This is a genomic window from Methylotenera versatilis 79 (genome assembly GCF_000384375.1).
Lineage (GTDB): Bacteria > Pseudomonadota > Gammaproteobacteria > Burkholderiales > Methylophilaceae > Methylotenera_A > Methylotenera_A versatilis_B.
Window position 1 is genome coordinate 147966 of the sequence record NZ_ARVX01000001.1, and the last position, 24233, is coordinate 172198.

Here is a 24233-nt window from a genome sequence, read left to right on the forward strand (position 1 = left end):
CATGTTAACGTACGCTGATAAACCAGACTCCAAAAACACATTGCTGATGCAAAACTCAGCCTTGGTTAAGAAAATTGCCTATCAACTCAAAGCCAAACTGCCGGCCAGCGTAGAGCTTGATGATTTGATACAAGTGGGCATGATGGGGCTGTTAGATGCCGTGAATCGCTACGAGGATAATCATGGTGCCCAGTTTGTCACTTATGCCTCCCAGAGAGTTCGGGGCGCCATGCTGGATGAACTCCGGAGCAGTGACTGGTTGCCTCGCAGCATGCGTAAAAACATGCGCGATGTGGAAACAGCCATTCAGAAGCTTGAGCAAAAGTTAAGCCGCTCCCCGACCGAGGGTGAAGTCGCTCAATATCTTGAGTTAAGTATTGAGGACTATCACTTGATGCTTGGGGATTGCGGCGGCCATCAACTTATTTACTATGAGGATTTTGGTAATGAAGACGGTGGCGAAAGTTTCCTGGATCGTTATATGGATGGCTCTTCACAAGACCCTATCCAGGCCTTGCTTTCCACTGATTTCAGGGACGCTGTGATCAATGCCATTGAAAGCCTGCCAGACCGTGAAAAAATGCTGATGGGGCTTTACTACGAGCAAGAACTTAACTTAAAAGAAATTGGCGCGATCATGAATGTATCGGAATCGCGCGTTTCTCAATTACACAGCCAATCTGTTGCAAGATTGCGCGCCAGCCTTAAGGAGCAATCGTGGACTGGGGTAGTTTAGTCGGCATTGTTATCGCCCTTGGCGGTATCGCATTAGGACAAAGCATTGAAGGTGGCAATATTGCTTCCTTGCTGCAACCAGCTGCATTCGTGATCGTCTGCTGCGGCACCGTTGGCTCGGTCATGCTGCAAACTAAACTTCCTACCTTTTTTCATGGTATTACATTATTAAAATGTATTATCGTCACGCCTGCTGATAACAGGAAAACTCTCCAGCGAAAATTGAGCGCTTGGGGACACATCGCGCGTAAAGAGGGTGTTTTAACTTTGGAAAATCATCTAAAAGTTGAACAGGATATTTTTTTAAGAAAAGGGTTGCGACATGTGATTGACGGTACGCCACCCAACAAATTACGGGAAATTTTCTCCATTGATATCGAAAACTATGAAATGAGTGAACGTAGCGCTATTCGCATCTGGGATGCGGCGGGCGGTTACGCACCCACTGTCGGGATTTTGGGCGCGGTCCTTGGGTTGATCCATGTGATGGAGAACCTTTCCGATCCTAATTTATTGGGTAGCGGCATCGCTGTTGCCTTTGTAGCAACCATTTATGGCGTCGGCTTGGCCAACTTGGTGTTTTTACCCATCGCTAACAAATTACGCATGTTGTTGAATATTGAAACTACCCGTCGCGAAATGATATTGGCGGGCATGATGTCGATTGCGAATGGTGAGCATCCGCAAGTGATTGAAGAACGCATGCAGAGCTATATTCGTTAGGGGGTTCTATGGGCTTAAGACGTAGATTTCATGAAGAAGAAGCCGAGAACCACGATCGCTGGCTTGTTTCCTACGCGGATTTCATTACGCTATTGTTTGCCTTTTTTGTAGTGATGTATGCGCTTTCTACAGTAAATCAGAATAAATATCGCGATTTAACCAGCTCATTAAACAACGCATTTGGACAGCAGAACTCAGCCCTTAATAAAACGCCACTCTCCGAAACTGTGCGAAGTGGTCCGGCAAACAGCTCGCTTGATTTACCCGGTTTACCGTTAAATAAACTTAAGCATGAGCGTTTACGCAAAGAGCGTGAAAATATGACGGGTATTGCAATCAATCTTGCAAATACCCTTTCACCTTTAATTAAAGCGGGTCAACTACGTGTGATACAGAACAATGAAGGGATACGCATCGAAATTAGCGATAGCATCCTTTTTGCGCCTGGATCGGCAGCATTGGCACCCTCTTCAACTAAGCTTTTACAAGAGATTGCTCACGGACTCGCAGCTGACCATCATCGGCTGCAAATTGAAGGTCACACCGACAATCTACCCATCCACAATGTGGAATTCTTTTCCAACTGGGAGCTTTCAGCAGTACGGGCCAGCACTTTAGTGCGGATGTTCGTTATGAATGATATCGAAGAGCCGCGTTTAAGTGCAGTGGGCTACGGCGCTTCTAGGCCATTGGCCGACAACAACACCGTAGAAGGCCGAGCCAAAAATCGGCGGGTTTCCATGACATTGCTTTATGCAAACCCTAATCCATCCGAAGGTTCTGAAATCCTTCCTACACATTGAATTGATACCACATAGAGTTGATCTTTAAAGTTGCAGGGGATTCTGTCAAAGGCCAATTATCAATGAGAAAAAAATAAAAAACCTCTTAAGCAGAGGTTATCAATGCATATTTCTTTCGAGTATTGCTCTTGGTATTTAAGCAACAATTCCATTTCGCATTGCGCTGCTATTAGCTGTTTGACCATTAGGGCCATAAAACTTCGTGGCTGCGTTGGGACCTTGCAAGGCATTAAGCATTTGCTGGTTGCGGTTGAATTGTTTCGTCACCAAAACACCGTTAACGCGATTAGCTTCTTTGCTGAGGGATAGTGTGTTTTGGAATGACTGCCAAGATGTGTGCAGTTGCGTATTAGGATTTTTACTCAGCCAGTTTTTCATGCCAGATTCACTGGCTTCATAACCATTGTCTGCCAGCACTTGATAGCGTTGTTTGGAACAGTGACTGAGGTTGTTCAACAGTAGAGACTTTTCTTCCAGCAGTGCTTCCATTGCATCTACTTCAAAAGTCATAAGTGCCGACTGCTCACTTTCTAGCAAACTCAGTAATTTATTAGCAAGCTCTGCTTCTAAAACAAACGAAACTAAAGTTTTCATGCTTAACCTTTTCAGTAATATTACACAGTCAAAACTTACTTGCTACTAATGAAACTCGCAACAAGGAGTACTAGCGATTTGCCTGTAAAAAATCTTTGACGCTATTGATCAATCCGTCTGCGACTTTTTCAGCGCTCACATTAAATTGACCATTCTTGATCGCCAATTTGATTGATTCCACTTTTTCAGCATCATAGACATTATCTGCAGCGACTTTAGCTTCCAACGACTGCAGCTTAGTCGACATCGGTGATAAAGTCACGGTGCCAGAGGCCTTCGCCGGTGTAGCTGTGTCAGGCTTTTTTGCAGCTTTATTATCAGATTTATCAGTACCGAGTACTAAGCTCTTTTGTACGGAGTCATTAATCTTCATTTTTTTGCCCTCAAATTTAGGTTGTTAATCATTTTAAATGTGCCAAATGATTTAATCATAATCTTTTATCGGCTATGTTTGATCAAACTTTAGCTATCTTGATCTCAATATGACTCATTTAATACAATTAACGATGATTTATTCAAATAGCGCTAGAAAGCAACCTCAACTTGGCCACCGTTTCTTGCTATTCCGGCAATCACTTCACCGTTGACCACTTTAACTTGTACCGCTTGCCCATCTGCTGCGTTGTTCAAGGCTTTTGCTTCGGTAGAGACTTCGAAACCAGCGCGAACCGTTTTCAAGGTGACGGTTTGGCCTTGCTGTATCACCGTCGGCACTTTCAACATTTCTTGCTTCAATACGGTGCCAGATAACAACGAAACACTGACCGTTCGTCCAATCACCTGATTCGCATCTGTAAAGATGCCTGCGGGTAATGTTGTAAGGTCGCCCTTCATTTTCAGCAGATCGCTATGCATCATGACATGCCCTTGCGAGAGCGGCATAGCCGCAACATAGTACTCCGCGATTACGCTTACTGTCGCTGGCACGTATATGGTCCATTTAGGCGCCACGCAGCTAATCACCATGCTGGTTTTACCCCACGCCCGACTGCCAGTCGGCAGTGACACTTCGGGATTTGGGCATTGCGCTAACTTAAGATTGCGATCAATGACGGTCACATTCACATTCACTTCGCCGGGATGTCCATTGGACTCTCGCTTTAAAAAATCCTCTGCTCGCAGCTTTAATACTGAAATATCCTGTTTTTGAAAAACAGTATTTTCGCGCCCTACTTCTTGCGCCTGCACATAGGGAAATGTACCTGTGAGCAAGCTTACAATGGCTACCTTAATCAAATGTTTACTCGATTTGCAATGCATGTCGTTCATGCCTTAGTAGAAAATCATAAGCTGCATTCTACGCGCGAGGCAAGCAAGCTATTTCCAGAAAAAGCTCAACAATACCCTTCTAATCACGCAATTGATGTGCATGAAAACATCCTACACTTTGCCTCATTCTCATTAACGGCATTAAGTTAAGAAACTTTAGCCTGGTTTACGGAGGTATCAGAATGAATGCATTAGATGCGACACTGAATTTTCATCAATCTTCTTTACGCGTACGTGCACAGCGTCAGGAGCTGCTGGCAGCGAATATCGCCAATGCAGATACGCCTAATTACAAAGCCCGTGATATTGATTTCAGCCAGGCAATGGCAGATGCCTTAAATGGCAATGATGCTAATAGTGCAACGCTTACCAATACCGCTACCCAGCACCTGCCCGGAAACGCACTGGAAAGCAGCTTGTCCCATGCGCTGTATCGCAAAGAAGTACAAAGCAGTATCGACGGCAACACGGTGGACATGGATGTAGAGCGAAACCAGTTTACGGATAACGCACTGCGGTATGAAGCGAGCCTCACCATGCTGAACGCAAAAATCAAAGGTTTAATGAGCGCGATACAGGGTTAAAGCCTAAAAGACTAAACCCCAGTTCGAAAATTACGAGGATTTTTTATGTCTTTATTGAATGTATTTAATATCGCCGGATCTGCCATGAGCGCGCAGTCGCAGCGTCTCAATGTAGTAGCCAGTAATTTAGCGAACGCTGACAGCACTACGGGCGTCAATGGCCAGCCATATAAGGCAAAGCAAGTCATGTTCAGTGCCGTGCAGATGAACTCAGCGGATGCACAGGGCGTGAAAGTCTCTCAAGTAATCGAAGATACCGCGCCACCGAAAATGGTGTATGACCCCAAGCACCCTGAAGCGGATGAAAATGGTTATGTGGCCATGCCCAATGTGAATGTCACTGAGGAAATGGTCAATATGATTTCTGCATCACGCGCTTACCAAAACAATGTAGACACCATGAATGCCGCAAAAAGCATGCTTCTAAAAACACTCACTATTGGCCAAAACTAACCGGGCAAGTTAACCGGTAAAACTCGGGAAATTTATATGACGACCATACAAAACAACACGGTTTCGCAAACGTTGCTTAACACCATGAATCCGGCAAAAACTGCCGCCTCTGCAGCAGACGCGGCCCAAGACCGATTTATGACTTTATTAGTCACCCAGATGAAAAACCAGGATCCGCTTAATCCGATGGATAACGCGCAAATGACCAGTCAGCTTGCACAGCTTTCTACAGTAACGGGCATTGATAAGCTTAATAATACGATGCAATCACTCATCAGCAATGTGCAATCCAGCCAGACCTTTCAAGCCACGGGTATGATTGGTCGCAATGTGATGGTGCCAGGAAACAGCCTATGGTTGAGCGAAAACGCCAGTTACTTTGGGGTCGACCTGCCGGCCGATGTCGACCAACTTACCGTGTCAATTAAAGATGCTGCAGGTAGCCTGGTTAAGGAAGTCAATCTGGGTCCGCAAAAAGCCGGCATTTTGCCTTTGTCATGGAATGGTTTTAACGATGCCGGCAATAGCTTGAATGACGGCAAATACACATTCGAAGTCAATGCCAAAGTGGCAGGCCAGTCAGCCAGCGCAACCTCACTCAGTTATGATCAAGTTGTGGGCATCAACAACGGCAGCTTAGGCATCGAACTCAATCTTCAATCACTTGGCACGGTCAACATGAGCCAAATCAAGCAAATCCAGAATTAACTTATCATTAGGAGAGCAACATGAGTTTTCAACAAGGTTTAAGTGGTTTAAATGCTGCCAGCAAAAGTCTGGAAGTGATTGGCAATAACGTAGCCAATGCCAACACCGTCGGCTTCAAGCAATCGCAAGCCCAATTTGCGGATGTGTTCGCCAGCTCCTTAACCGGTAGCGGTTCGTCACAAATTGGTATCGGTACTCAAGTCGCTAAAGTACAACAGCAATTTACGCAGGGCAATGTCACCAATTCCAATAATCCTTTAGATATAGCAATTAATGGCGGCGGCTTCTTTCGCTTGAGCGATAACGGCACAACCACCTATACACGCAATGGTCAGTTCCAATTGGATAAACAAGGTTTTATTGTAAATGCGCAAGGTAAAAACCTCACCGGCTATACCATGGTAAATGGAGTGCTCTCCACCGGTAGTACAGCAAACCTGCAGATCAGCACGGCAAATCTGGCGCCACAATCAACCACCGCTGTGGGCGGTTTGTTTAACTTGGACTCCAGAGGCACTGCCCTAGTCTCCGCAAATTTCGACCCGACTGACCCAACCACTTACCATCACTCGACTTCGATTAACATATACGACAGCTTAGGTAATAGTCATATCCTGCAAAACTTCTTTGTGAAAACCGATGCCGGTGCATGGGACGTTTATACCACTGCGGATGGCAACCCGATCACCTACACTCCACCAAGTGCGCCAGTTGCTACGGCGAGTATGGTGTTTAACGGTTCTGGCTTAGGCCCAACCGTTACGCCAGCGGTTCCCACGGTGAGCATTCCCGTCGATACCGGGGCTACAACACCTTTTAATATCACGCTCGATTTTTCACAAAGCACGCAACATGGTTCAAATTTCAGTGTAAATAGCCTCTCGCAGGATGGTTATACCTCAGGCCGGTTATCAGGTTTCAACTTTAGCAGTGACGGCACAATCGTTGGTCGCTACACAAACGGTCAATCTGCAACATTAGGCCAAGTAGTATTAGCCAATTTCACAAACCCGAATGGATTGCAATCGCTAGGCAACAATGCTTGGGCGGAAACTGCTGATTCTGGCCCGTCTTTAGTCGGTATGCCTAACACCGGAAACTTGGGCGTTTTGCAATCAAGTGCAGTTGAAGACTCTAACGTGGACCTGACCGCAGAGCTCGTCAACATGATTACGGCACAGCGTATTTACCAAGCCAATGCTCAAACCATCAAAACGCAAGACCAAGTGTTACAAACACTTGTGAACCTTAAGTAGCTTGATGATTAGGCTCGCATAAGGGGAATGATATGGATCGTATGATTTACACCGCCATGACCGGCGCGAAGCATATTCTGGATCAGCAGGCCACTAATTCACATAACCTTGCCAATGCCACATCGACTGGTTTTCGGGCGCAAATCGACAGCTTTAGGTCGATGCCTGTCATGGGTGAGTCGTTGGCCACGCGCACACTGGTGGTAGATTCTACAATTGGGGCGGATATGACACCGGGCGCCATTCAATCTACCGGGCGCGATTTGGATGTTGCCATTCAAGGCAAGGGCTGGTTTGCGGTCCTGCGGGATGATGGCACTGAAGCTTATACCCGCAATGGTTCATTCAAAGTCAATGAAAACGGGCAATTACAAACCGCTGCTGGATTAAATGTGCAAGGCGATGGCGGTCCAGTCAGCATTCCACCTGACTCTATGATCTCTATTGGCAAAGATGGCACGATTTCAGCTATTTCAGAAGTCACGCCTTCTGCCGCACCAAATGTGGTGGGTCGCCTTAAGCTCGTGAATCCGGAAGAGGCCAGTATGGTCCGCGCCGATGATGGACTTTTCAATACTGCAGATGGCGAAGCGGATGCCGATGCCACCGTTACTGTAGTGCAAGGCTCACTAGAAGGCAGCAACGTTAACGTGATTGACGCTATGGTGAATATGATCAGCCTTGCCCGCCAATTTGATTCACAAATGAAACTGATGCAAACCGCTGAGAATAACGCGAATAAAGCCAGTCAGCTCTTCAATTTGACTGCGTAAGCCATGCATTAATATGGTCTCAATGCAGCAATTTATTCAAGATTAACCTTCGCCTCAGGCGAGGTGTTGAAAAAAGGAAGCACCATGATTCGCTCACTATGGATTTCAAAAACCGGTCTGGACGCACAACAAACGCAGATGGATGTGATTGCCAATAACTTGGCAAACGTCAGCACGAATGGCTTCAAGCGCGCACGCGCTGTGTTTGAAGACTTGCTATATCAAAACATCCGTCAGCCTGGCGCGCAAACTTCTCAGCAAACCCAGTCACCCTCAGGCTTACAGCTCGGTACCGGTGTGCGCCCCGTTGCGACTGAACGCGTTTTTACCCAAGGTAACTTACAGCAAACAGGCAATGATAAAGATGTCGCTATACAAGGCACAGGATTCTTCCAAATCCTGTTACCAGATGGCAGCACTGCCTATACACGGGATGGTTCATTCCAGATAGATAGTCAAGGCCAGCTAGTAACCTCTAGCGGATTTGCCGTACAGCCCGCCATTACCATTCCCGCCAACGCGGAAAGTATGTCAATCGGAAGGGACGGCACAGTTTCTATTACCCAAGCGGGATCGGCACAGACAACCCAAGTGGGGACTTTGCAACTTTCTACATTCATTAATCCGGCTGGATTATTAGCCAGAGGTGAGAATCTTTATACAGAAACGGCAGCTTCAGGTGCACCTAGCACGAATGCGCCCGGTAGTAATGGCGCAGGTTTGTTATCCCAAGGTTATGTTGAGACATCAAACGTCAATGTGGTGGAAGAACTGGTGAATATGATTCAAACGCAGCGTGCTTATGAGATTAACAGCAAAGCTATCACGACCTCTGACCAGATGTTACAAAAGCTTTCTCAAATGTAATCACGATATGATGAATTTTTTAAAAATCGAATTGAACATGTTGAAGCACTTTCTCAGCAATATCGGAAAGATGTCAGCTAATGTTACCCATTACGCCTCAAAATCTCCATGTGATGTGTTAGCTGGCTATCGTCTTATTGCTCGTTTTATCCTAGGTGCAAGTGTAGTCGCCATGTGCAGTTGCGCGGTGACACCCGATACTTCAGTCAAACAACCGATGACGGCAAAAGCTGGTTATATACCACTAGAAGCTAAAAATGGTGGCATTTTCAATAATGCCGCGTACAAACCGCTCTTTGAAGATCGTCGCGCACGCGCAATCGGTGACATTATCACCATCATGATTACCGAAAATACAGCAGCATCAAAACAAGGTTCTAGTTCGGCCAGCAAAACTGGCAGCATTGATGCATCTGCCGGGGTATTCATGGGTAATGTTGTACCCAATTCATCTTTCACTGCAGCGAACAGCAATAAGCATGAAGATAAATCCGCACTAAACTCTGGAAATACTTTCAGCGGGACGCTCTCTGTCACGGTGATTGATGTGCTTGCGAATGGCAATTTAGTGGTCAGTGGCGAAAAACAAATTGCCCTGGATAAAGGCAATGAGTTTGTACGTTTCTCAGGGGTTGTCAACCCCGACTACATCAAGTTAGGCAACGTAGTGCCCTCTTCCCAAGTTGCGGACGCACATATCGAATACCGCACTAATAGCCGCATTGACGCTGCGCAGGTCGCTTCCATTCTAACGCGATTCTTTTTAAGCTTTATTCCGCTATAACGAGATGAGTATGCGCATCGGAACGATAAACAGTAAAGTAATGCATGTCTTTTTGCTATTTAGCCTATTATTTGCAAGTCCGGTATTTGCCGAGCGACTTAAAGATATGGCCTCGATTCAGGGAGTACGGAGTAATCAACTGATCGGCTACGGCTTAGTAGTGGGTTTGGATGGCACCGGTGACCAAACGACCCAAACACCTTTTACCGTACAAAGCATCATTAGCATGATGCAGCAAATGGGCGTTAATCTGCCCCTAGGCACTAATCTGCAATTGAAGAATGTTGCGGCTGTCATGGTCACGAGCGCCCTACCCGCGTTTGCTCAAGCCGGGCAAACATTGGATGTCACGGTTTCATCCATGGGTAACGCAAAAAGTTTGCGCGGCGGCACCTTGCTCATGACACCATTAAAAGGCGCCGATAACCAGATTTATGCCATGGCGCAAGGTAATCTCGTTGTAGGAGGTGTAGGCGCCTCTGCGAATGGCAGCAAAACTCAAATCAATCATTTAGGCGTTGGTCGAATTTCTTCAGGTGCGACTGTAGAACGCTCACTTCCCAACCCCATCGCTCAGCATGGCACCATCAATCTTGAGCTCAATGAATCAGATTTTTCTACCGCAAGCATAGTTGCTGATGCGATTAATGCACGATTTGGCAATGACACTGCGACTCCAGAGAATGGTCGCGTCATCCGTGTACAAACACCGGCCAACATTCAAGACCGCGTTGCTTTCTTGGGAAAATTGGAATCCATTAATGTCATGCCAGCCAAGGGTGGCGCGAAAATAATCCTAAATGCGCGTACAGGTTCAGTGGTAATGAATCAGGCAGTTATGTTAGAAAGTTGTGCGGTATCTCATGGCAATTTATCCGTGGTCATCAATACCGCACCAGTAATCAGCCAACCCGGTCCGTTTTCAGAGGGTAGAACGGTTTCTACACAAGTCTCCCAAATTGAAATCAACAATGCACCCGGCAAAGTATTGATGCTTCCTAGCGCAGTTTCTTTGTCCGATGTGGTGAAAGCATTGAACGCGATAGGTGCAACACCGCAAGACTTGCTGGCCATTCTGCAGGCAATGAAAGCATCCGGTTCATTAAAAGCCGAGCTTGAGATTATTTAACTTAAATATATCACATGATTGATTCGAACCTTACCGGCAAACTGGCGATTGATGCGAACAGCTTAAGCGACTTAAAAATCGCGTCTAAAGACAATTCGCCCGCCTCTGTAAAAGCTGTGGCTTCGCAGTTTGAAGCCATGTTTGTCAACATGATGTTGAAAAGTATGCGTGATGCCACACCGCAAGAAGGCATGTTTGATAACGAGCAGACTAAGACGTTTACAGCGATGCTCGATCAGCAGTTGAGCCAAAATATCGCATCGCATGGTGTTGGCCTTGCAGACATATTAACGCGTCAATTAACCCGTGCGTCTCACTCTAAACCGGGTGACCTGCCTTTCGCAGAAACTAAAGGGATAGTGCCGCAAAGCAATACTGATGTCGAAATTGGCGGGTCGAATTTACATTCATTAAAAAAATTACCTGCTAATACTATAAATCCAGTTGAGCGTACAAGTAGTAACGTTTCGCCAACACAGCTATCGCCTGGCAATGCGCTTTCATTCAAAAATCGGGTAGCTAGCCATGCAGAACAAGTGAGCCGTGAGACGGGAATACCCGCCCATTTCATGATTGGTCAAGCCGCACTGGAAAGCGGTTGGGGAAAACGCGAGATTAAAGGCTCGGATGGCACATCAAGCCATAATTTATTTGGAATCAAAGCCAATGCATCGTGGAAAGGTAAAGTCGTGGAAGCCATGACTACGGAGTACGTAAATGGTATCAAACAGAAACGTATCGAAAAATTTAGAGCATATGATTCTTACGCGGAAACTTTTCAGGACTTTGCTAAGTTAATGAAAAATAACCCGCGCTATGAGCGAGTGATGGCGAACTTGGATAATGTGAATAATTATGCCGCGGCAATCCAAAAATCTGGCTACGCGACAGATCCCAATTATGCCAGTAAGTTAATCAGCGTCGTTAATAAGGTTGCAGTGTAATGTGCATAGTAAATTTATTGCATTACCACCTAAAGTTTCTCATTTTTTTGCCGACATAGTCTTATACACGTAGAAAGAGTCTAATCAATGGCATCTAATATTCTAAGCATCGGGCAAAGCGCACTTTCTGCAGCACAAGTGGGTATTAGCACGACCGGCCACAATATTGCAAATGCTTCTACCCCGGGCTACTCTCGGCAAGTGGTCATTCAAAGCGCTGCAAATGCCCAAAATTTCGGCTATGGCTATGTAGGTCAAGGGACTCAAGTAAGCGCAATACAGCGCATCTATAGCGAAGTGTTAGCGCGTCAGGTAGTCAGTGCACAATCAACGAGTAGTTCTTTAGCCACATACCACACGCAAATGGTGCAGATTGATAATATGCTGTCGGATTCTGCAGCGGGTCTTTCACCTGCCCTGCAAGATTTTTTCAACAGCATTCAAACACTGACCAGCAACCCTGGCGATTCCGCTACCAGGCAAGCAGCTTTATCCTCTGCCGAATCGTTGGTAGACCGTTTTCATAGTATCGGCGATCGGTTAAGTGCGTTAGGTGAAAGCGTGAATTCGCAGCTTACTGCTGGCGTCAATGAAATCAATGCTTACGCAAAATCGATTGCAAAACTGAATGATGTCATTGAAAAATCTTACGGCACGCATAACTCCCCGCCAAACGACTTACTCGATCAGCGTGACCACCTTGTTTTAGAGTTAAGTAAACTCGTTAAAACCACTGTAGTGAATCAGGATGGCGGTAAGTACAACCTGTTCATCGGCAGCGGTCTGCCACTGGTAGTTGGCACACAGACATTCGAATTGACAACAGCCAACTCACCCACGGATGGCGGACGTCTTGATGTCGCATATGTGGCCAATGGCAAGACTACTTTGTTAAGCCCCAATAGTATGTCCGGCGGTATATTAGGCGGTTTATTGGAATTCCGTGAGCAGTCGCTAGATCCGATTAAAAACCAGCTGGGTTTGATTGCGGTGACAGTCGCACAAACCTTTAACGAGCAGCACGCACAAGGGCTAGATGCACTGGGCAAACCGGGTGGGAATTTCTTTGCGCCGCCAGTGCCATTGGTAACACAAAATGTAGCCAATGCGGGTAACGCAACTATTACGAGTCAGATTGCCGATACGCGTGCACTGACCAGTAGTGATTACAAGCTAAAATTTGATGGCAGCAATTACACAATCGCCCGCTTGAGTGATAATCAGACTCAGACGTTTGCAAGTTTACCGCAAACCATCGATGGCATCATAATACAAATAAGTGCCGGCGCTATGCAGGCAGGTGATAACTTCCTTATTCAACCCACGGTGAATGGGGCTGCAGATCTAAAACTCGTCATCTCCAATACAGCCAAAATCGCCGCAGGCGCCCCAGTCATGAGTGCCGCAAACGCGACGACCAATACAGGCACTGGCAGCATCAGCGGAATAACCGTCAGTACTGCTTATGCAGCAGCCCCATTAGGCGCGCCTGTCACACTCAGTTATAACAGTGGCACCAATACATTATCGGGATTCCCTGCGGGGGAAGCAGTTACGGTTACCACGGCGGGTGTCAGCACAACCTACCCGGCTGGCACGCCAGTGCCATATACCAGCGGCGATACGATCGAATTCGCAGGCGTTAAACTCCAGGTGACTGGCGCAATCGCCAATGGTGATCAATTTACATTGACGCCTAACACCAACAGTGCCAACGGCGATAATCGCAATGCCTTGCAACTTGCAGGCTTGCAAACCAGTAGCTTTATGGCAAATGGTACGAGTACTTACGAAGGTGCTTTCAACCAGCTGGTTTCATTAGTGGGCAACAAGACTCGTGAATTACAAGTAACCAGTAAAGCAGAGAATCAAATGCTGACTCAAGCAATTGCCGCTCAGGAGTCCGAATCAGGCGTCAATTTAGATGAAGAAGCGACCAACCTTTTGCGCTACCAACAGGCTTATCAGGCCGCCGGCAAGATGATGCAGATTGCCAGTCAGTTATTCGATGTACTCCTTACCATAGGTAGACAATAATTTTAGTGCTAACGAATAGCATGAAGGAGTTAACGTGAGAATCAGCACCAATACCATTTACCAAAGTGGCATTAACAGAATCAGCGAGTTGCAGAGTGATCAATCCCGGCGGCAACAGCAGATTTCCACAGGCAAGCGAATCCTATCGCCCTCAGATGATCCTATTGCTTCATCACGTGCACTCGAAATCAAGCAAGCCTTGTCTACCAACGCACAGCTAGCGAGCAACCGGGTTGTTGCCCAAAACCAATTAAGCATGGTAGACAACGTATTGGGCAGCGTGTCTGACCTTGTGTTATCCGTGCAATCTACGCTGGTAAGTGCTGGTAACAGTAGCTACAGCAACAGTGAACGTTCCTATATGGCATCTGAGATTCGTGCCTCTTTAGATCAGTTGATCGGCCTTGCCAACACCAAAGATGGTGCCGGCCATTATTTATTTTCCGGCTTCGAGAACACTACGCCCACCTATGTGAAGTCTGCAACTGGCGCCACATATCAGGGTGATGATAATCAACAGTATCTGCAAGTTTCCAATGGTAGAAAAATGGCCATTAGCGATACTGGGAAAAACATCTTTCAAGGCAATGGCTTAGATGCCTTTAAAACGCTTAACGATCTGGCTAATTTACTGGACACGCCCATTGATACCGCAGCTGATCGCGCTGCGCTGACTGCCGGCTTGGCGACTGCGGATACTAATATGTATCAAACACTCGACAATATTTTGAATTCACGTGCGATCGCCGGCACAAAATTGAAAGAGCTAGATGGGATTGAAGTGGCAGGACAAGACGCCGTATTGCAAATGAGTAAAACCTTATCCGGTTTGGAGGATTTAGATTATGCACAAGCGCTTTCAGACTTGACCAAACAGCAAACCATTCTGACGGCTGCACAGCAATCCTTTGTAAAAACTACCAGCTTGTCGCTTTTCAACTATATCTAATAGCAAATCAACTTAGCTCAGATTAGTTATTAAGCGCAGCGCATCAAGGGCAATAAAAAGAGTGAATCAAAATGAATCAGGTCGCGACGCAAAATGTTTATTCGGATAATAAATTAAATAGAGAAACACTTGGGATTGAAATCGCCCGATTAAAAGCCCTTAGACGCTACCATATTTTAGACACGCCTAGCGATGGCGTGTTAGACAAAATTACCGAGATTGCTGCCCATTTACTGAACTTTCCTATCGCCTTGATCAACATGGTGGATGACGAACGTATATGGAGCAAATCGCACTATGGGACGCATGTTAAAGAATATCAACTTCACTCAGAGTTATGCGCTTCCGTTGTATTACAAGACACCCCTTACATTATCTATGATGCTAAAACGGACCCACGTACTAAAGAGCATCCCCTAGTTAATAGCGCGACCGGTATAGAATTTTATGCAGGTGTGCAGCTAAAAACGCATGATCATCATAATATCGGCAGTTTATGTGTTATCGATTACCAACCGCGCTCCATAAGCAATGACCAAATCAAAATGCTGCAAGATTTGGCCGTGCTGGCAATGGAACATATTGAGCTGCTAATCAAGCAAAAAGACCATCAAGAAATCCTGGAAATCGAAACACGATTCAGGCTCACGGAATTGCAAAATCAGCTTATCCTGGACTCCGCTGCCGAAGGCATTCATGTCATTAATCTGGAAGGTACAATCGTAGTCGAAAATGCTGCGGCATCTAGGTTACTGGGCTGGCCAGAAGGCGGCTTGCTCGGAAAAAATGCCCATATCACCATGCATCATCATCATGCAGATGAATTGTTTTATCCGAAGAGTGAATGCCCTATTTTACAAACCCTGGTGGATGGTCTACCCCGGCAAGTAAGTACTGAAGTTTTTTGGCGAAAAGACGGTACATTCTTTCCCGTTGACTACAGCACCAATCCGCTCATTGATCTGGATGGTAAGTTATGCGGCGTCACCGTAGTATTCAGGGATATTACCGATAGAAAATTAAATGAAGCCAAAATTCAAAGGTTGGCTTACTTTGATCCATTGACGGATTTACCTAACCGTACGTTATTTATTGACCGTTTAGGTCAGGAAATTAAAAAGGCGCATCGCGACCATGTACGAGTCGCCTTGATGTTCATTGACCTTGATCATTTTAAAGAGATCAACGATTCTTTGGGCCATGATGTTGGAGATTTATTGCTCATAGAAGCGGCGCAGCGATTAGTCAGCTGTGTGCGTAACTCTGATACGGTTGCCCGACTGGGCGGAGATGAATTTACCGTTATTTTGAGTGATATTGCTCAGAAAGGATCCGAAGAAATCGTCGCACAAAATATTTTAAATGTCCTGACTCAACCTTTTAAGATTAAAAAAGAAACCATCTATTTATCATCTAGTATTGGCATCACCATATATCCTGATAATGCACTGACGACAGACGAATTACTTAAAAATGCTGACCAAGCGATGTATGCCGCAAAAAAAGCCGGTCGCAATCGTTACCATTATTTCCAAGCAGAAATGCAAATAGAGTCACAGACCAGATTGCACCTGATAACGGATTTACACAATGCGGTAGACAACAAAGAGTTCTTTTTGGTCTACCAGCCCATCATCGAACTGGCGACTGGCCATGTTAAAAAAGCAGAAGCGTTGATTCGCTGGCAACATCCAGTCAAAGGAATGGTAAGTCCAGCCCAATTTATTCCGGTCGCAGAAAAAACCGGGCTCATCGTTCGTTTGGGACAATGGGTGTTTGAAGAAGCAGTAAAACAAGTCAAAACATTGGAATCATTTGGCATTGAAGACTTCCAGATCAGCATCAATAAATCACCTGTACAATTTACTGAGTTCAAAGGTACTCATCAGCATTGGTTTGAACATCTTTCACAAAACGGGTTGACCGGAGAAAATATTTGTATCGAAATTACCGAAGGTTTATTGCTCGATGCAACGAATGAGGTCACAGACAAACTGGTCGCATTTATGAATGCCGGCATGCAAGTCGCACTAGATGATTTCGGTACAGGTTACTCATCCTTAGCATACCTAAAAAAATTCTCAATTGATTACATCAAAATCGATCAATCATTCGTAAAAAACTTAAACGCTGATGCGGATGATTATGCTTTATGCGAAGCGATGATTGTAATGGCCCATAAGCTCAACATCAAAGTCATCGCAGAAGGTGTAGAAACGAAGCTTCAACATGATTTGTTGCTAAAAGCTGGGTGCGACTATGCACAGGGCTATTATCTCTCTAAGCCAATGAATGTAAAAGATTTTCACCAATATTTGCTGTCAAAGCAATCTTAACTTTTACTATTTAAGTTAAGCATAAACAATATGCTTAATAAGTTACGTGCCATTTAAACGGCACGCGTTGCTTTAACTTATCGATTAACTCAATGCGAAGGATTCCGCCCAGGAGATTGCAGACATATGGCAACGATTCACGTCTGCAGGGTTAATGTATAAAGCGCTTGCAACTGCTCTCAATTTCTCTTCATTACCTGCTTCGCAAGCTTCTGTTAACGACAAGAATGGGCCATACATCCCCTGCCTATTAAGCAAAGCATCTGATAATACCTCTGGTAGATCAATTTTACTGAGAACTTCATCCATAGGCATCCCAAGCATTACGTCAAGCAGTGAAAATACCCCGATAGTAAAAAGGTTATCCTGACCTGCTTTACCGAAATAGCTTTCACCTAATAATTCCGTGAGCCTCCCTCGAATAATCGAAGTTTTCATGAGTGCAGATGAAATGGAGTTTTGACCTGCTGTGACCATTAACAACGTTAACCAACGAAATAGTTGCTTGGTACCGATCACAGTGAGCGCGTGCCTGATAGATTGAATTTCACATGAAAGTCCAAAACCTACAGAGTTGATATAGCGCAATAATTTGAATGACAGTGCAGGATCTCTTTTGAAAGCATCTTCTATTAACTTCATATCGACATCATTGCTGACCAAATTCAATAATTCCACGACAGTAACGAAAGCAGGATTAATGACTTTTGCCGTGAAAATCTGTGGTTGTGCGAAGTAATAGCCTTGTACAAACTGAAAGCCGATTTTTTTGCAGGCTTCAAATATTTCTCTCGTTTCAACTTTTTCTGCAATCATTTTCTTCGACAGAAATTGGTAATTCTTGAATCTGATGGCTGCCTGCTCTACCCCAACTTTATGGACATCAATCTTCACGTAATCGACTAATCGACTCACTGCAGGATTCACCTCGTTATGCAATGTGGGGTCATCTCGAACTGCTATTTTGTAGCCGGCTTGGCGTAAAGCTTGACAACGTTGCAAGGTCGCTTCATCCAACACCACGGACTCCAGCAATTCCAATACTGTTTTGCTGGGAGGTAATAGTTCTAATAATTCGTTATTCAGCAGTTCAGTATCTACTAGAATAAATGCTGATTTGTCTTCTAATAGACCTTGGGTCCCGATATCACTTAATGTGTTCACCAGTATCCGAGCAGACGCCTCATCAGTATCGACAATGACAGCACTTTTGGCTTCTGCGCTATCACGAAATAATAATTGATAAGCAACAATCTCCTGATGCGTATTCAGTATTGGTTGGCGTGCGATGAATGCGAGACTTTGTGAGGTGGCTTCCATATTTTTACCTGTTATTTATATGCAATAGTCATTGTTACTAAAAAAATCTGGTGCAGTAGTCATGGCTTGCCTGGGCTTGGGCTACTGATGCTGCTCAAGAAACTAAAGCTCTCGTTAATCAGATGCTGCATCGGTTTGAGCATGCCCGGTAATGACAAGGCAATGATTAGAAAGCCCATACCAATCGTGATAGGAAAGCCAATGCCGAAAAGATTCAGTTGCGGGGCTGTTCGAGTAAGAATGCCCAACGCCATATTGGTAATCAGCAAAGCTGCAACCACCGGCATGGCCATCATGAGCCCAGCGCTAAAAATATTGCTGGCCCACATGGCCATGGTCATGCCATTGATATGTGTTAACCCATCAGCGCTGATGGGCAAGGTGTGAAAACTTTCTAACATTGCACTGATTAACATCAAATGACCGTTCATACTCAAAAAAACCAGCATTGCCAGCAGGCCGAAAAATTGACTGATTGAGGTGGATTGACCGCCGGATGCCGGGTCAAAAAAACTGGCAAAACCCAGGCCCATGGTCAGACTGCATAATTGTCCGGCAAGCTCTACTGCTGCCAAAAAGATACGTAAACTGAAACCGATGGCAGTACCTATAATGATTTGTTGGACGAGTATTAAAAGACCGGTCAATGAAATAACATCGACTTGGGGCAGACTGGGCAAGGTCGGCACAATAATCATTGTGAGTAATAACCCGAAGCCCAACTTAACACGAAGCGGGATGACGCGATTGCTCAACAAAGGCGCAGCTGCCAAGACCGCTAACACCCTTGTAAGTGGCCACAGCAAGCCACTGATCCAGCTTTGTAAAATATCGCTGCTAAGCGAAATCATAGCTAGCCAGCCATACTCGGAATACTGGTAAAAACTACTCGCATGTAATCCACCATCACAGATAGCATCCACGGGCCTGCGATCACTAAAGCTGCGAACACGCCCACAAGTTTAGGAATAAATGACAATGTCTGTTCGTTGATTTGCGTAGCCGCCTGAAAAATACTGACGACCAGTCCGATCATCAGCACTACTAATAATATAGGCGCAGATACTAGCAATAGAACTTCCATCGCGTGGCGCGCCATGGTCATAACGCTTTCGGGATTCATAAGGCCTCCTAATAAAAACTTTGTACTAAAGAACCCAGAATCAAACCCCAGCCATCCACCAACACGAACAGCATGAGCTTAAAGGGCAAAGAAACAATCGCTGGAGACACCATCATCATCCCCATCGACATCAGCACACTTGCTACCACCATATCGATAATCAAAAACGGGATAAATACGGCAAAGCCTATCTGGAATGCGGTTTTGAGTTCGCTGGTGACAAAAGCGGGTACCAATACACTTAACGGCACATCAGCAGCACTCTTGAGTGGTGGTTTATTAGACATTTTCACGAACAACGCCAAGTCCGTTTCACGCGTTTGCTTGAGCATGAATGATTTAAGCGGCGCAGCACCTTTATCTAACGCTTCTTGCATATTTATTCTGTTCTCAGAATAAGGAAGGTAGGCATCAGCATAAATTTTATCTAATACTGGGCTCATCACGAAAAATGTCAAAAACAAGGCAAGGCCTATCAATACTTGGGTAGGTGGCGAAGACTGTGTACCCAATGCCTGACGCAAAAGTGAGAGCACGATGATGATGCGCGTAAACCCTGTCATCATCAGCAATAAAGCCGGTAAAAATGAAAGCGAAGTTAATAGGATAAGCGTCTGTAAGCTAAGACTGTAATCCTGGCCACCACCCAACGCTGGTGTGGCATTCAGTACGGCAATGCTTCCAGATTCTGCAGCATAGATGGGCAGTGCAAAACCAAGTAAAAATAGCAAACTTAACAATTTAGAAAACTTCATATTCACGCTCATGCTTAGTGCTTAGGGGTTTCAAAAACATAGCTTTTATAATCATGTTTCTTATCAATCATGTTTCTTGTAAGCTTTGTTTAAAGATTGTTTTAACCAGACGGAAAAGCTTTGCCCGTTCTGTAATAGGCTAGGCATATGCTGTAAATGCGCAGCTTCAATACCATCCTTTGGCTCAGCGTAGTTAGTCCGCACTGAAAGCGTCGCGCCATCCTCTTTACCTAAGTTAGCAATGGCATTTACCTGACCAGCTGCCACCCCTACAACTAACCAGCGGTTGCCCACTTCAACCACCACAACACGCTCACGGGATCCGACACTGACACCCCCGACAATACGTGCCACTGAATGAGAATTACCTTGCCGTCCAGCCATGCGTTTAGCAAACCAAGCCAGCGCTGCCATCACACCTAACACCACTGCTAGCCCGAATATCGTTTTGAATAGGCTAACTGTCGGAGTAGCCATCGTAGCCGGCGCGGTTGTAGCAAAGGCTTGCTGCAGCAGGCACAAGTTAACGATGTTTAACGCTAAAAATTTAAGGATGAATTTCATCGCACTCTTTGCACTCTTTATCTAATTTGCTGTTTATCTAGTCGCTTGCGATTTAGTACGTTTGCGATTGACTACTAGCGATTCAACTTACGAATTCGTTCTGCAGGCGTAATGATGTCAGTCAAGCGAATCCCGAATTTATCGTTCACCACCACAACTTCACCTTGCGCAATCAGACAGCCATTCACCAATACATCCATGGGCTCACCGGCCAGGCCATCCAACTCTACGACAGAGCCTTGTGCTAGTTGCAATAAATTCTTAATTGCAATTTTTGTGCGCCCTAACTCGACTGTTAATTGCACTGGAATATCTAAAATGAAATCGATATCGTTTTGTGTGTCACTTAATTTATTGCCTGAAAGCTCGGCAAAAACAGCCGCTTGATCAGATTTTGTTTGAACGGTAGCGCTTTGCTGTTCCGCCATTGCGGCACCCCAATCATCTTCAGCTACCACCTCAGGATTATTCTCCATACGTATCTCCTTTAACATATTCTGTAGAATTGGCTCTTAATAACTTTTCGACTCGCAAGGCATACTGGCTGTTTGAAATGCCATAACGACACTGCATGATGGGTACGCTATCAATGCGCGCCTCAATCTCTTCATCTATTTTTAGGGGTATGACATCGCCCACTTTCATCTTCAAGATATCTGCCAACTGCAACTTGCTATTTCCAAGTTCAGCAACAATTTCAACTTCAGCGCTTTGAATCTGTTGTGTCATCAATCTAACCCAGCGCTTATCAACCCCGAGCATTTCACCTTGCAAGCTAGAAGTTAACATGTCTCGGATAGGCTCAATCATCGAATAAGGCATACAAAAGTGGATCTCACCTGTGGCCGAGCCTAGTTCGACGATGAATGTTGTTGAAACCACGACTTCATTGGGTGTCGCGATGTTGGCAAACTGTGTATTCATTTCAGAACGGATATATTCAAATTCCACTGGATAGACTGGCTCCCATGATTTAGCATAGTTTTCGAATACAATCTCTAGTAGCCGTTGGATGATTCGCTGTTCAGTTTGTGTGAAGTCTCGACCTTCTACGCGGGTATGGAAACGACCGTCCCCGCCAAACATGTTGTCAATCACTAAGAACACGAGCGTAGGGTCAAATACGATCAGTGACGTCCCTCTTAACGGTTTCATTTGTACTAAATTAAGATTGGTAGGTACGACTAAATTCCGGATGAAATCCGTGTATTTGGAAATGCGAACTGGCCCGACGGATACTTCAGCCGTACGTCTTAAAAAGTTAAACAACCCTACCCGCAACAAACGCGCAAAACGTTCGTTAATGATTTCAAGCGTAGGCATACGCCCACGTACAATTCGTTCCTGGGTCGCAAGATTGTAATCACGGACTTGTGACGGATCTATCTCCGTTTCAGGCTCTTCCTGCTCGTTGTTAACCCCCATTAAGAGGGCATCGGCTTCTTCCTGGGATAAGAATTCATCAGACATGATGGGTTATTGAATAACGAAAGAAGTAAAGAATACGCCAGCGACTTTATTCAGCTTGTTGCCGGCAGTGAATGTTTGATTCATTTGTGCGGAAATTTCAGTGCTTAGTTTTTTCTTGCCTTCTAAGGTGCTGATATCATCACCTTTTTTTGTGGTTAGCAGCATCAACAATCGATTTCTCACTTCGGGCATATGGGTCTTTACCAAAGCGGCATCGGTTTCATCGGCGAGCTGTAACGTAATATCCACTTGCAGGAACTGTTCGGCTGGATCTGGCAGTAAATTTATTGTGAATGTATCAAGACTCACAAACACTGGTGGTTTAGAAGGTTTCTCTTTAACCGCTTTCGGTGAATGAGGCGCTTGATTGTAATACCAGGCACCTGCCCCACCCGCACTGCCCAATAAAAGGAGTGCGCTTAGGATAATAATTTTTTTTGATTTTTTAGGTGGAATGACGTCCACTTCGTTTTGCTGTGCCATTGCTAACCTTTTAGTGATAACCCATGACTACATTATCAAAAAAAAACCACTAGCAGGATGCGTGGAACAGAGGGGGGAAACCATAGTAAATTAACGCATCACCATACAGATTTTGAGTCTTTTAAATATCGCGAACAATATCTCAGCTAAAACTTGGGCTTTATTTGACAGACTATTGCTGATAGCGCTTATTCATATGGTCAAGCAAATGTATCAACTAAGCCATTAGAAACGAAAATCCTAGATGTAGTATTAGTAACAGTCGATTGAGCATCATCTGATGTAGCGATGGGGCCCAAGGCAGATTGAGTTGATCGCTGGGAATGTTGCTGCGCTTGGTTGTCAGAATGGACATTTGCCTGGCCAAGTTGTATACCAGAGTTTGTCATCATATCGCGTAGGTTATCCAAGCCATCTTGTAGCGCCTGTCTAACCTCTGGGTTTTGTGAAATAAAAGTGGTATCTGCTTGTTGGTTATGCACCTGAATCACCACTTGTAATGGTCCTAGATCCGGCGGGTTAAGCGTTAAAGTAGCAGATTGCTGTTCCGTCCCTACCATCCAGATGATTCTTTTGCTAATAGCTTCATTCCAATCAGAACCGCCTAATTTAGGGGCAATATCATAACTAATGACAGGCTGGGCGCTATTTGTCGCAGTAACCACTACCGGTGCAGTTGTAGGTAAGTTAGCTGATACTTGTAGACTACTGAATTGATTCGTTAATTTAACTTCAGATTCATCATGAAAATTTGATTGCTGATTCAACGATTCTGTAAAACTTTGGCTAATCCCCATCTGGCGATTTTCATGATCATCAGGTGTTTCAACATCAGCAACAACATCTAATGGGTTCTTTTTAGCCCACTTCTCATCGATAGGAAGCTCGGAGAACTTGGCATCAATTAATCCGCTATTTTTGATTTCATCTGAACCGTTATCAAGCACGGGCGCAGATTTATCGAGTTTAGATTGAATAGTCGAATTGATATGGATCATATTCAGCATGGGCAACAATGGATTCGTAACAATGGCCGACTCTTTAGGATGCTGTAGCTCGTGATTAACGTCGCTGGCGATGGCTTGGTCTTGGGCTGCACTGTTTATTAGAGATACCGATTGTCCTGAATTTTCACCGGTCAGAAAACCACCTAATAAATCTACTTTATCTTTTAGATTTTCATTATTTCTAAGCTTGTTATCTGTGTAAGGCTTTTCATTCAGTACTGTTTTTTTATCCCCATTGTGCTGTGTACGCGTTATTTTCTGATGAGCACTTTTTGCAGTGTGAGCTAAGGGTAGCTTGGCTTTATCATCCTGTATTTCGGGCGTTGATGGATTAGTCGATAAATTTTTGTGCGTTTTATCGCCAGCAGGCTTCACAACTTCATCACGTTTTTTTTGTAACTCAGCATGGTTTAACTGCTTTTCTAATACTTTCTGAAAAGCTTCTGCATTTGATTCACTAGTCGTGATGACAACCTGACTTTGATTCTGCTTAACTGTTTGCAGTGGGTTAGCGGTAATGAATGCCATTAATAATCTCTTAATAATAAGTTTTGTAAAAGCGAGCTT

The 24233-nt window shown here is 44.9% G+C and carries 28 protein-coding genes; 16 read left to right on the forward strand and 12 right to left on the reverse strand.

Going from position 1 to position 24233, the window contains the following annotated elements; translation table 11 throughout:
- Position 1: 1 nt before the first annotated feature.
- Genes METVE_RS0100725 through motD form a run of 3 tightly spaced genes read left to right on the forward strand, consistent with a single transcriptional unit; the run spans position 2 to position 2261 of the window.
- The gene (locus METVE_RS0100725; RefSeq protein WP_020168839.1) at positions 2-736 is read left to right on the forward strand and encodes an RNA polymerase sigma factor FliA; all 735 of its coding nucleotides are present in this window, start codon (positions 2-4) and stop codon (positions 734-736) included.
- Positions 718-1458, forward strand: a complete 741-nt coding sequence (locus METVE_RS0100730; protein WP_020166528.1) for a flagellar motor protein — start codon at positions 718-720, stop codon at positions 1456-1458. Before METVE_RS0100725 ends, METVE_RS0100730 begins: the two co-directional genes overlap by 19 nt.
- An 8-nt stretch (positions 1459-1466) precedes the next feature.
- Complete coding sequence (motD, locus tag METVE_RS0100735) at positions 1467-2261, forward strand: flagellar motor protein MotD (RefSeq protein ID WP_020166529.1); 795 nt, start codon at positions 1467-1469, stop codon at positions 2259-2261.
- 135 nt (positions 2262-2396) lie between these two features.
- Here motD and METVE_RS0100740 read toward each other — a convergent pair whose 3' ends face one another.
- The 3 genes from METVE_RS0100740 to flgA form a co-directional block, all read right to left on the reverse strand.
- Positions 2397-2855: a flagella synthesis protein FlgN gene (locus METVE_RS0100740; RefSeq protein ID WP_020166530.1), complete on the reverse strand. Its 459-nt coding sequence runs from the start codon at positions 2853-2855 to the stop codon at positions 2397-2399.
- Positions 2856-2925: 70 nt separating this feature from the next.
- Complete coding sequence (gene flgM, locus METVE_RS0100745; RefSeq protein WP_020166531.1) at positions 2926-3228, reverse strand: flagellar biosynthesis anti-sigma factor FlgM; 303 nt, start codon at positions 3226-3228, stop codon at positions 2926-2928.
- 152 nt (positions 3229-3380) lie between these two features.
- Entirely contained in the window at positions 3381-4091 is a 711-nt protein-coding gene (flgA, locus tag METVE_RS0100750; protein ID WP_232415541.1) for a flagellar basal body P-ring formation chaperone FlgA, read from the reverse strand.
- On the opposite strand from flgA, the gene METVE_RS12770 reads away from it, so the two are divergent.
- The 13 genes from METVE_RS12770 (at position 4092) to METVE_RS0100815 (ending at position 16944) form a co-directional block, all read left to right on the forward strand.
- Positions 4092-4274, forward strand: coding sequence for a hypothetical protein (locus METVE_RS12770; RefSeq protein WP_198290334.1), 183 nt, complete (start codon positions 4092-4094; stop codon positions 4272-4274).
- Positions 4275-4306: 32 nt separating this feature from the next.
- Positions 4307-4708, forward strand: coding sequence for a flagellar basal body rod protein FlgB (gene flgB, locus METVE_RS0100760; protein ID WP_020166534.1), 402 nt, complete (start codon positions 4307-4309; stop codon positions 4706-4708).
- Between the two features lie 45 nt (positions 4709-4753).
- Positions 4754-5161 (forward strand): flagellar basal body rod protein FlgC, encoded by a 408-nt coding sequence (gene flgC / locus METVE_RS0100765; protein ID WP_020166535.1) that lies wholly within the window; start codon positions 4754-4756, stop codon positions 5159-5161.
- 36 nt (positions 5162-5197) lie between these two features.
- Entirely contained in the window at positions 5198-5869 is a 672-nt protein-coding gene (locus tag METVE_RS0100770; RefSeq protein WP_020166536.1) for a flagellar hook assembly protein FlgD, read from the forward strand.
- A gap of 20 nt (positions 5870-5889) precedes the next feature.
- Positions 5890-7125: a flagellar hook protein FlgE gene (flgE, locus tag METVE_RS0100775; protein WP_020166537.1), complete on the forward strand. Its 1236-nt coding sequence runs from the start codon at positions 5890-5892 to the stop codon at positions 7123-7125.
- A 32-nt stretch (positions 7126-7157) separates the two neighbouring features.
- Positions 7158-7898, forward strand: coding sequence for a flagellar basal-body rod protein FlgF (gene flgF, locus METVE_RS0100780; protein WP_020166538.1), 741 nt, complete (start codon positions 7158-7160; stop codon positions 7896-7898).
- A gap of 84 nt (positions 7899-7982) precedes the next feature.
- Positions 7983-8765 (forward strand): flagellar basal-body rod protein FlgG, encoded by a 783-nt coding sequence (flgG, locus tag METVE_RS0100785; protein WP_026361952.1) that lies wholly within the window; start codon positions 7983-7985, stop codon positions 8763-8765.
- Between the two features lie 10 nt (positions 8766-8775).
- Complete coding sequence (locus METVE_RS0100790; protein ID WP_020166540.1) at positions 8776-9549, forward strand: flagellar basal body L-ring protein FlgH; 774 nt, start codon at positions 8776-8778, stop codon at positions 9547-9549.
- Positions 9550-9553: 4 nt separating this feature from the next.
- On the forward strand, positions 9554-10678 hold the full coding sequence (locus tag METVE_RS0100795) for a flagellar basal body P-ring protein FlgI (protein ID WP_020166541.1): 1125 nt from the start codon (positions 9554-9556) through the stop codon (positions 10676-10678).
- Positions 10679-10692: 14 nt separating this feature from the next.
- Complete coding sequence (gene flgJ / locus METVE_RS0100800) at positions 10693-11622, forward strand: flagellar assembly peptidoglycan hydrolase FlgJ (protein WP_020166542.1); 930 nt, start codon at positions 10693-10695, stop codon at positions 11620-11622.
- 87 nt (positions 11623-11709) lie between these two features.
- Entirely contained in the window at positions 11710-13659 is a 1950-nt protein-coding gene (gene flgK, locus METVE_RS0100805; RefSeq protein WP_020166543.1) for a flagellar hook-associated protein FlgK, read from the forward strand.
- A 34-nt stretch (positions 13660-13693) separates the two neighbouring features.
- On the forward strand, positions 13694-14608 hold the full coding sequence (gene flgL, locus METVE_RS0100810) for a flagellar hook-associated protein FlgL (RefSeq protein ID WP_020166544.1): 915 nt from the start codon (positions 13694-13696) through the stop codon (positions 14606-14608).
- A 71-nt stretch (positions 14609-14679) separates the two neighbouring features.
- Positions 14680-16944 carry a sensor domain-containing phosphodiesterase gene (locus METVE_RS0100815; protein WP_020166545.1) on the forward strand — a complete coding sequence of 755 codons (2265 nt, stop codon included), beginning with the start codon at positions 14680-14682 and terminating at the stop codon, positions 16942-16944.
- An 84-nt stretch (positions 16945-17028) separates the two neighbouring features.
- Here the strand turns inward: METVE_RS0100815 and METVE_RS0100820 are convergent, their stop codons facing one another.
- The 9 genes from METVE_RS0100820 to METVE_RS0100860 form a co-directional block, all read right to left on the reverse strand.
- Positions 17029-18264 (reverse strand): EAL and HDOD domain-containing protein, encoded by a 1236-nt coding sequence (locus METVE_RS0100820; RefSeq protein WP_020166546.1) that lies wholly within the window; start codon positions 18262-18264, stop codon positions 17029-17031.
- A gap of 59 nt (positions 18265-18323) precedes the next feature.
- Entirely contained in the window at positions 18324-19115 is a 792-nt protein-coding gene (fliR, locus tag METVE_RS0100825) for a flagellar biosynthetic protein FliR (protein ID WP_020166547.1), read from the reverse strand.
- Between the two features lie 2 nt (positions 19116-19117).
- Entirely contained in the window at positions 19118-19387 is a 270-nt protein-coding gene (gene fliQ, locus METVE_RS0100830; RefSeq protein ID WP_020166548.1) for a flagellar biosynthesis protein FliQ, read from the reverse strand.
- 8 nt (positions 19388-19395) lie between these two features.
- Positions 19396-20154, reverse strand: a complete 759-nt coding sequence (gene fliP, locus METVE_RS0100835) for a flagellar type III secretion system pore protein FliP (protein ID WP_020166549.1) — start codon at positions 20152-20154, stop codon at positions 19396-19398.
- Between the two features lie 51 nt (positions 20155-20205).
- On the reverse strand, positions 20206-20706 hold the full coding sequence (fliO, locus tag METVE_RS0100840) for a flagellar biosynthetic protein FliO (protein WP_020166550.1): 501 nt from the start codon (positions 20704-20706) through the stop codon (positions 20206-20208).
- A 74-nt stretch (positions 20707-20780) separates the two neighbouring features.
- Complete coding sequence (fliN, locus tag METVE_RS0100845; RefSeq protein WP_020166551.1) at positions 20781-21182, reverse strand: flagellar motor switch protein FliN; 402 nt, start codon at positions 21180-21182, stop codon at positions 20781-20783.
- Positions 21172-22176 (reverse strand): flagellar motor switch protein FliM, encoded by a 1005-nt coding sequence (fliM, locus tag METVE_RS0100850; RefSeq protein ID WP_020166552.1) that lies wholly within the window; start codon positions 22174-22176, stop codon positions 21172-21174. Before fliM ends, fliN begins: the two co-directional genes overlap by 11 nt.
- A 6-nt stretch (positions 22177-22182) precedes the next feature.
- A complete protein-coding gene (fliL, locus tag METVE_RS0100855) occupies positions 22183-22659 on the reverse strand; it encodes a flagellar basal body-associated protein FliL (RefSeq protein WP_020166553.1) in 477 nt (158 codons plus the stop codon).
- A gap of 200 nt (positions 22660-22859) precedes the next feature.
- Complete coding sequence (locus METVE_RS0100860) at positions 22860-24194, reverse strand: flagellar hook-length control protein FliK (protein WP_020166554.1); 1335 nt, start codon at positions 24192-24194, stop codon at positions 22860-22862.
- Positions 24195-24233: the final 39 nt, after the last annotated feature.

Coding starts and splice junctions, on each gene's coding strand:
- flgC (WP_020166535.1), top strand. CDS start 4,754: ATGTCTTTATTGAATGTATTTAATATCGCCGGATCTGCCATGAGCGCG.
- flgE (WP_020166537.1), top strand. CDS start 5,890: ATGAGTTTTCAACAAGGTTTAAGTGGTTTAAATGCTGCCAGCAAAAGT.
- METVE_RS0100860 (WP_020166554.1), bottom strand. CDS start 24,194: ATGGCATTCATTACCGCTAACCCACTGCAAACAGTTAAGCAGAATCAA.
- flgG (WP_026361952.1), top strand. CDS start 7,983: ATGATTCGCTCACTATGGATTTCAAAAACCGGTCTGGACGCACAACAA.
- fliP (WP_020166549.1), bottom strand. CDS start 20,154: ATGAGCGTGAATATGAAGTTTTCTAAATTGTTAAGTTTGCTATTTTTA.
- flgF (WP_020166538.1), top strand. CDS start 7,158: ATGGATCGTATGATTTACACCGCCATGACCGGCGCGAAGCATATTCTG.
- METVE_RS0100790 (WP_020166540.1), top strand. CDS start 8,776: ATGAATTTTTTAAAAATCGAATTGAACATGTTGAAGCACTTTCTCAGC.
- fliN (WP_020166551.1), bottom strand. CDS start 21,182: ATGGAGAATAATCCTGAGGTGGTAGCTGAAGATGATTGGGGTGCCGCA.
- METVE_RS12770 (WP_198290334.1), top strand. CDS start 4,092: ATGTTTACTCGATTTGCAATGCATGTCGTTCATGCCTTAGTAGAAAAT.
- fliL (WP_020166553.1), bottom strand. CDS start 22,659: ATGGCACAGCAAAACGAAGTGGACGTCATTCCACCTAAAAAATCAAAA.
- METVE_RS0100770 (WP_020166536.1), top strand. CDS start 5,198: ATGACGACCATACAAAACAACACGGTTTCGCAAACGTTGCTTAACACC.
- flgJ (WP_020166542.1), top strand. CDS start 10,693: ATGATTGATTCGAACCTTACCGGCAAACTGGCGATTGATGCGAACAGC.
- METVE_RS0100740 (WP_020166530.1), bottom strand. CDS start 2,855: ATGAAAACTTTAGTTTCGTTTGTTTTAGAAGCAGAGCTTGCTAATAAA.
- flgK (WP_020166543.1), top strand. CDS start 11,710: ATGGCATCTAATATTCTAAGCATCGGGCAAAGCGCACTTTCTGCAGCA.
- motD (WP_020166529.1), top strand. CDS start 1,467: ATGGGCTTAAGACGTAGATTTCATGAAGAAGAAGCCGAGAACCACGAT.
- fliO (WP_020166550.1), bottom strand. CDS start 20,706: ATGAAATTCATCCTTAAATTTTTAGCGTTAAACATCGTTAACTTGTGC.
- fliM (WP_020166552.1), bottom strand. CDS start 22,176: ATGTCTGATGAATTCTTATCCCAGGAAGAAGCCGATGCCCTCTTAATG.
- fliQ (WP_020166548.1), bottom strand. CDS start 19,387: ATGAATCCCGAAAGCGTTATGACCATGGCGCGCCACGCGATGGAAGTT.
- flgM (WP_020166531.1), bottom strand. CDS start 3,228: ATGAAGATTAATGACTCCGTACAAAAGAGCTTAGTACTCGGTACTGAT.
- METVE_RS0100795 (WP_020166541.1), top strand. CDS start 9,554: ATGAGTATGCGCATCGGAACGATAAACAGTAAAGTAATGCATGTCTTT.
- METVE_RS0100815 (WP_020166545.1), top strand. CDS start 14,680: ATGAATCAGGTCGCGACGCAAAATGTTTATTCGGATAATAAATTAAAT.
- METVE_RS0100820 (WP_020166546.1), bottom strand. CDS start 18,264: ATGGAAGCCACCTCACAAAGTCTCGCATTCATCGCACGCCAACCAATA.
- fliR (WP_020166547.1), bottom strand. CDS start 19,115: ATGATTTCGCTTAGCAGCGATATTTTACAAAGCTGGATCAGTGGCTTG.
- METVE_RS0100725 (WP_020168839.1), top strand. CDS start 2: ATGTTAACGTACGCTGATAAACCAGACTCCAAAAACACATTGCTGATG.
- flgB (WP_020166534.1), top strand. CDS start 4,307: ATGAATGCATTAGATGCGACACTGAATTTTCATCAATCTTCTTTACGC.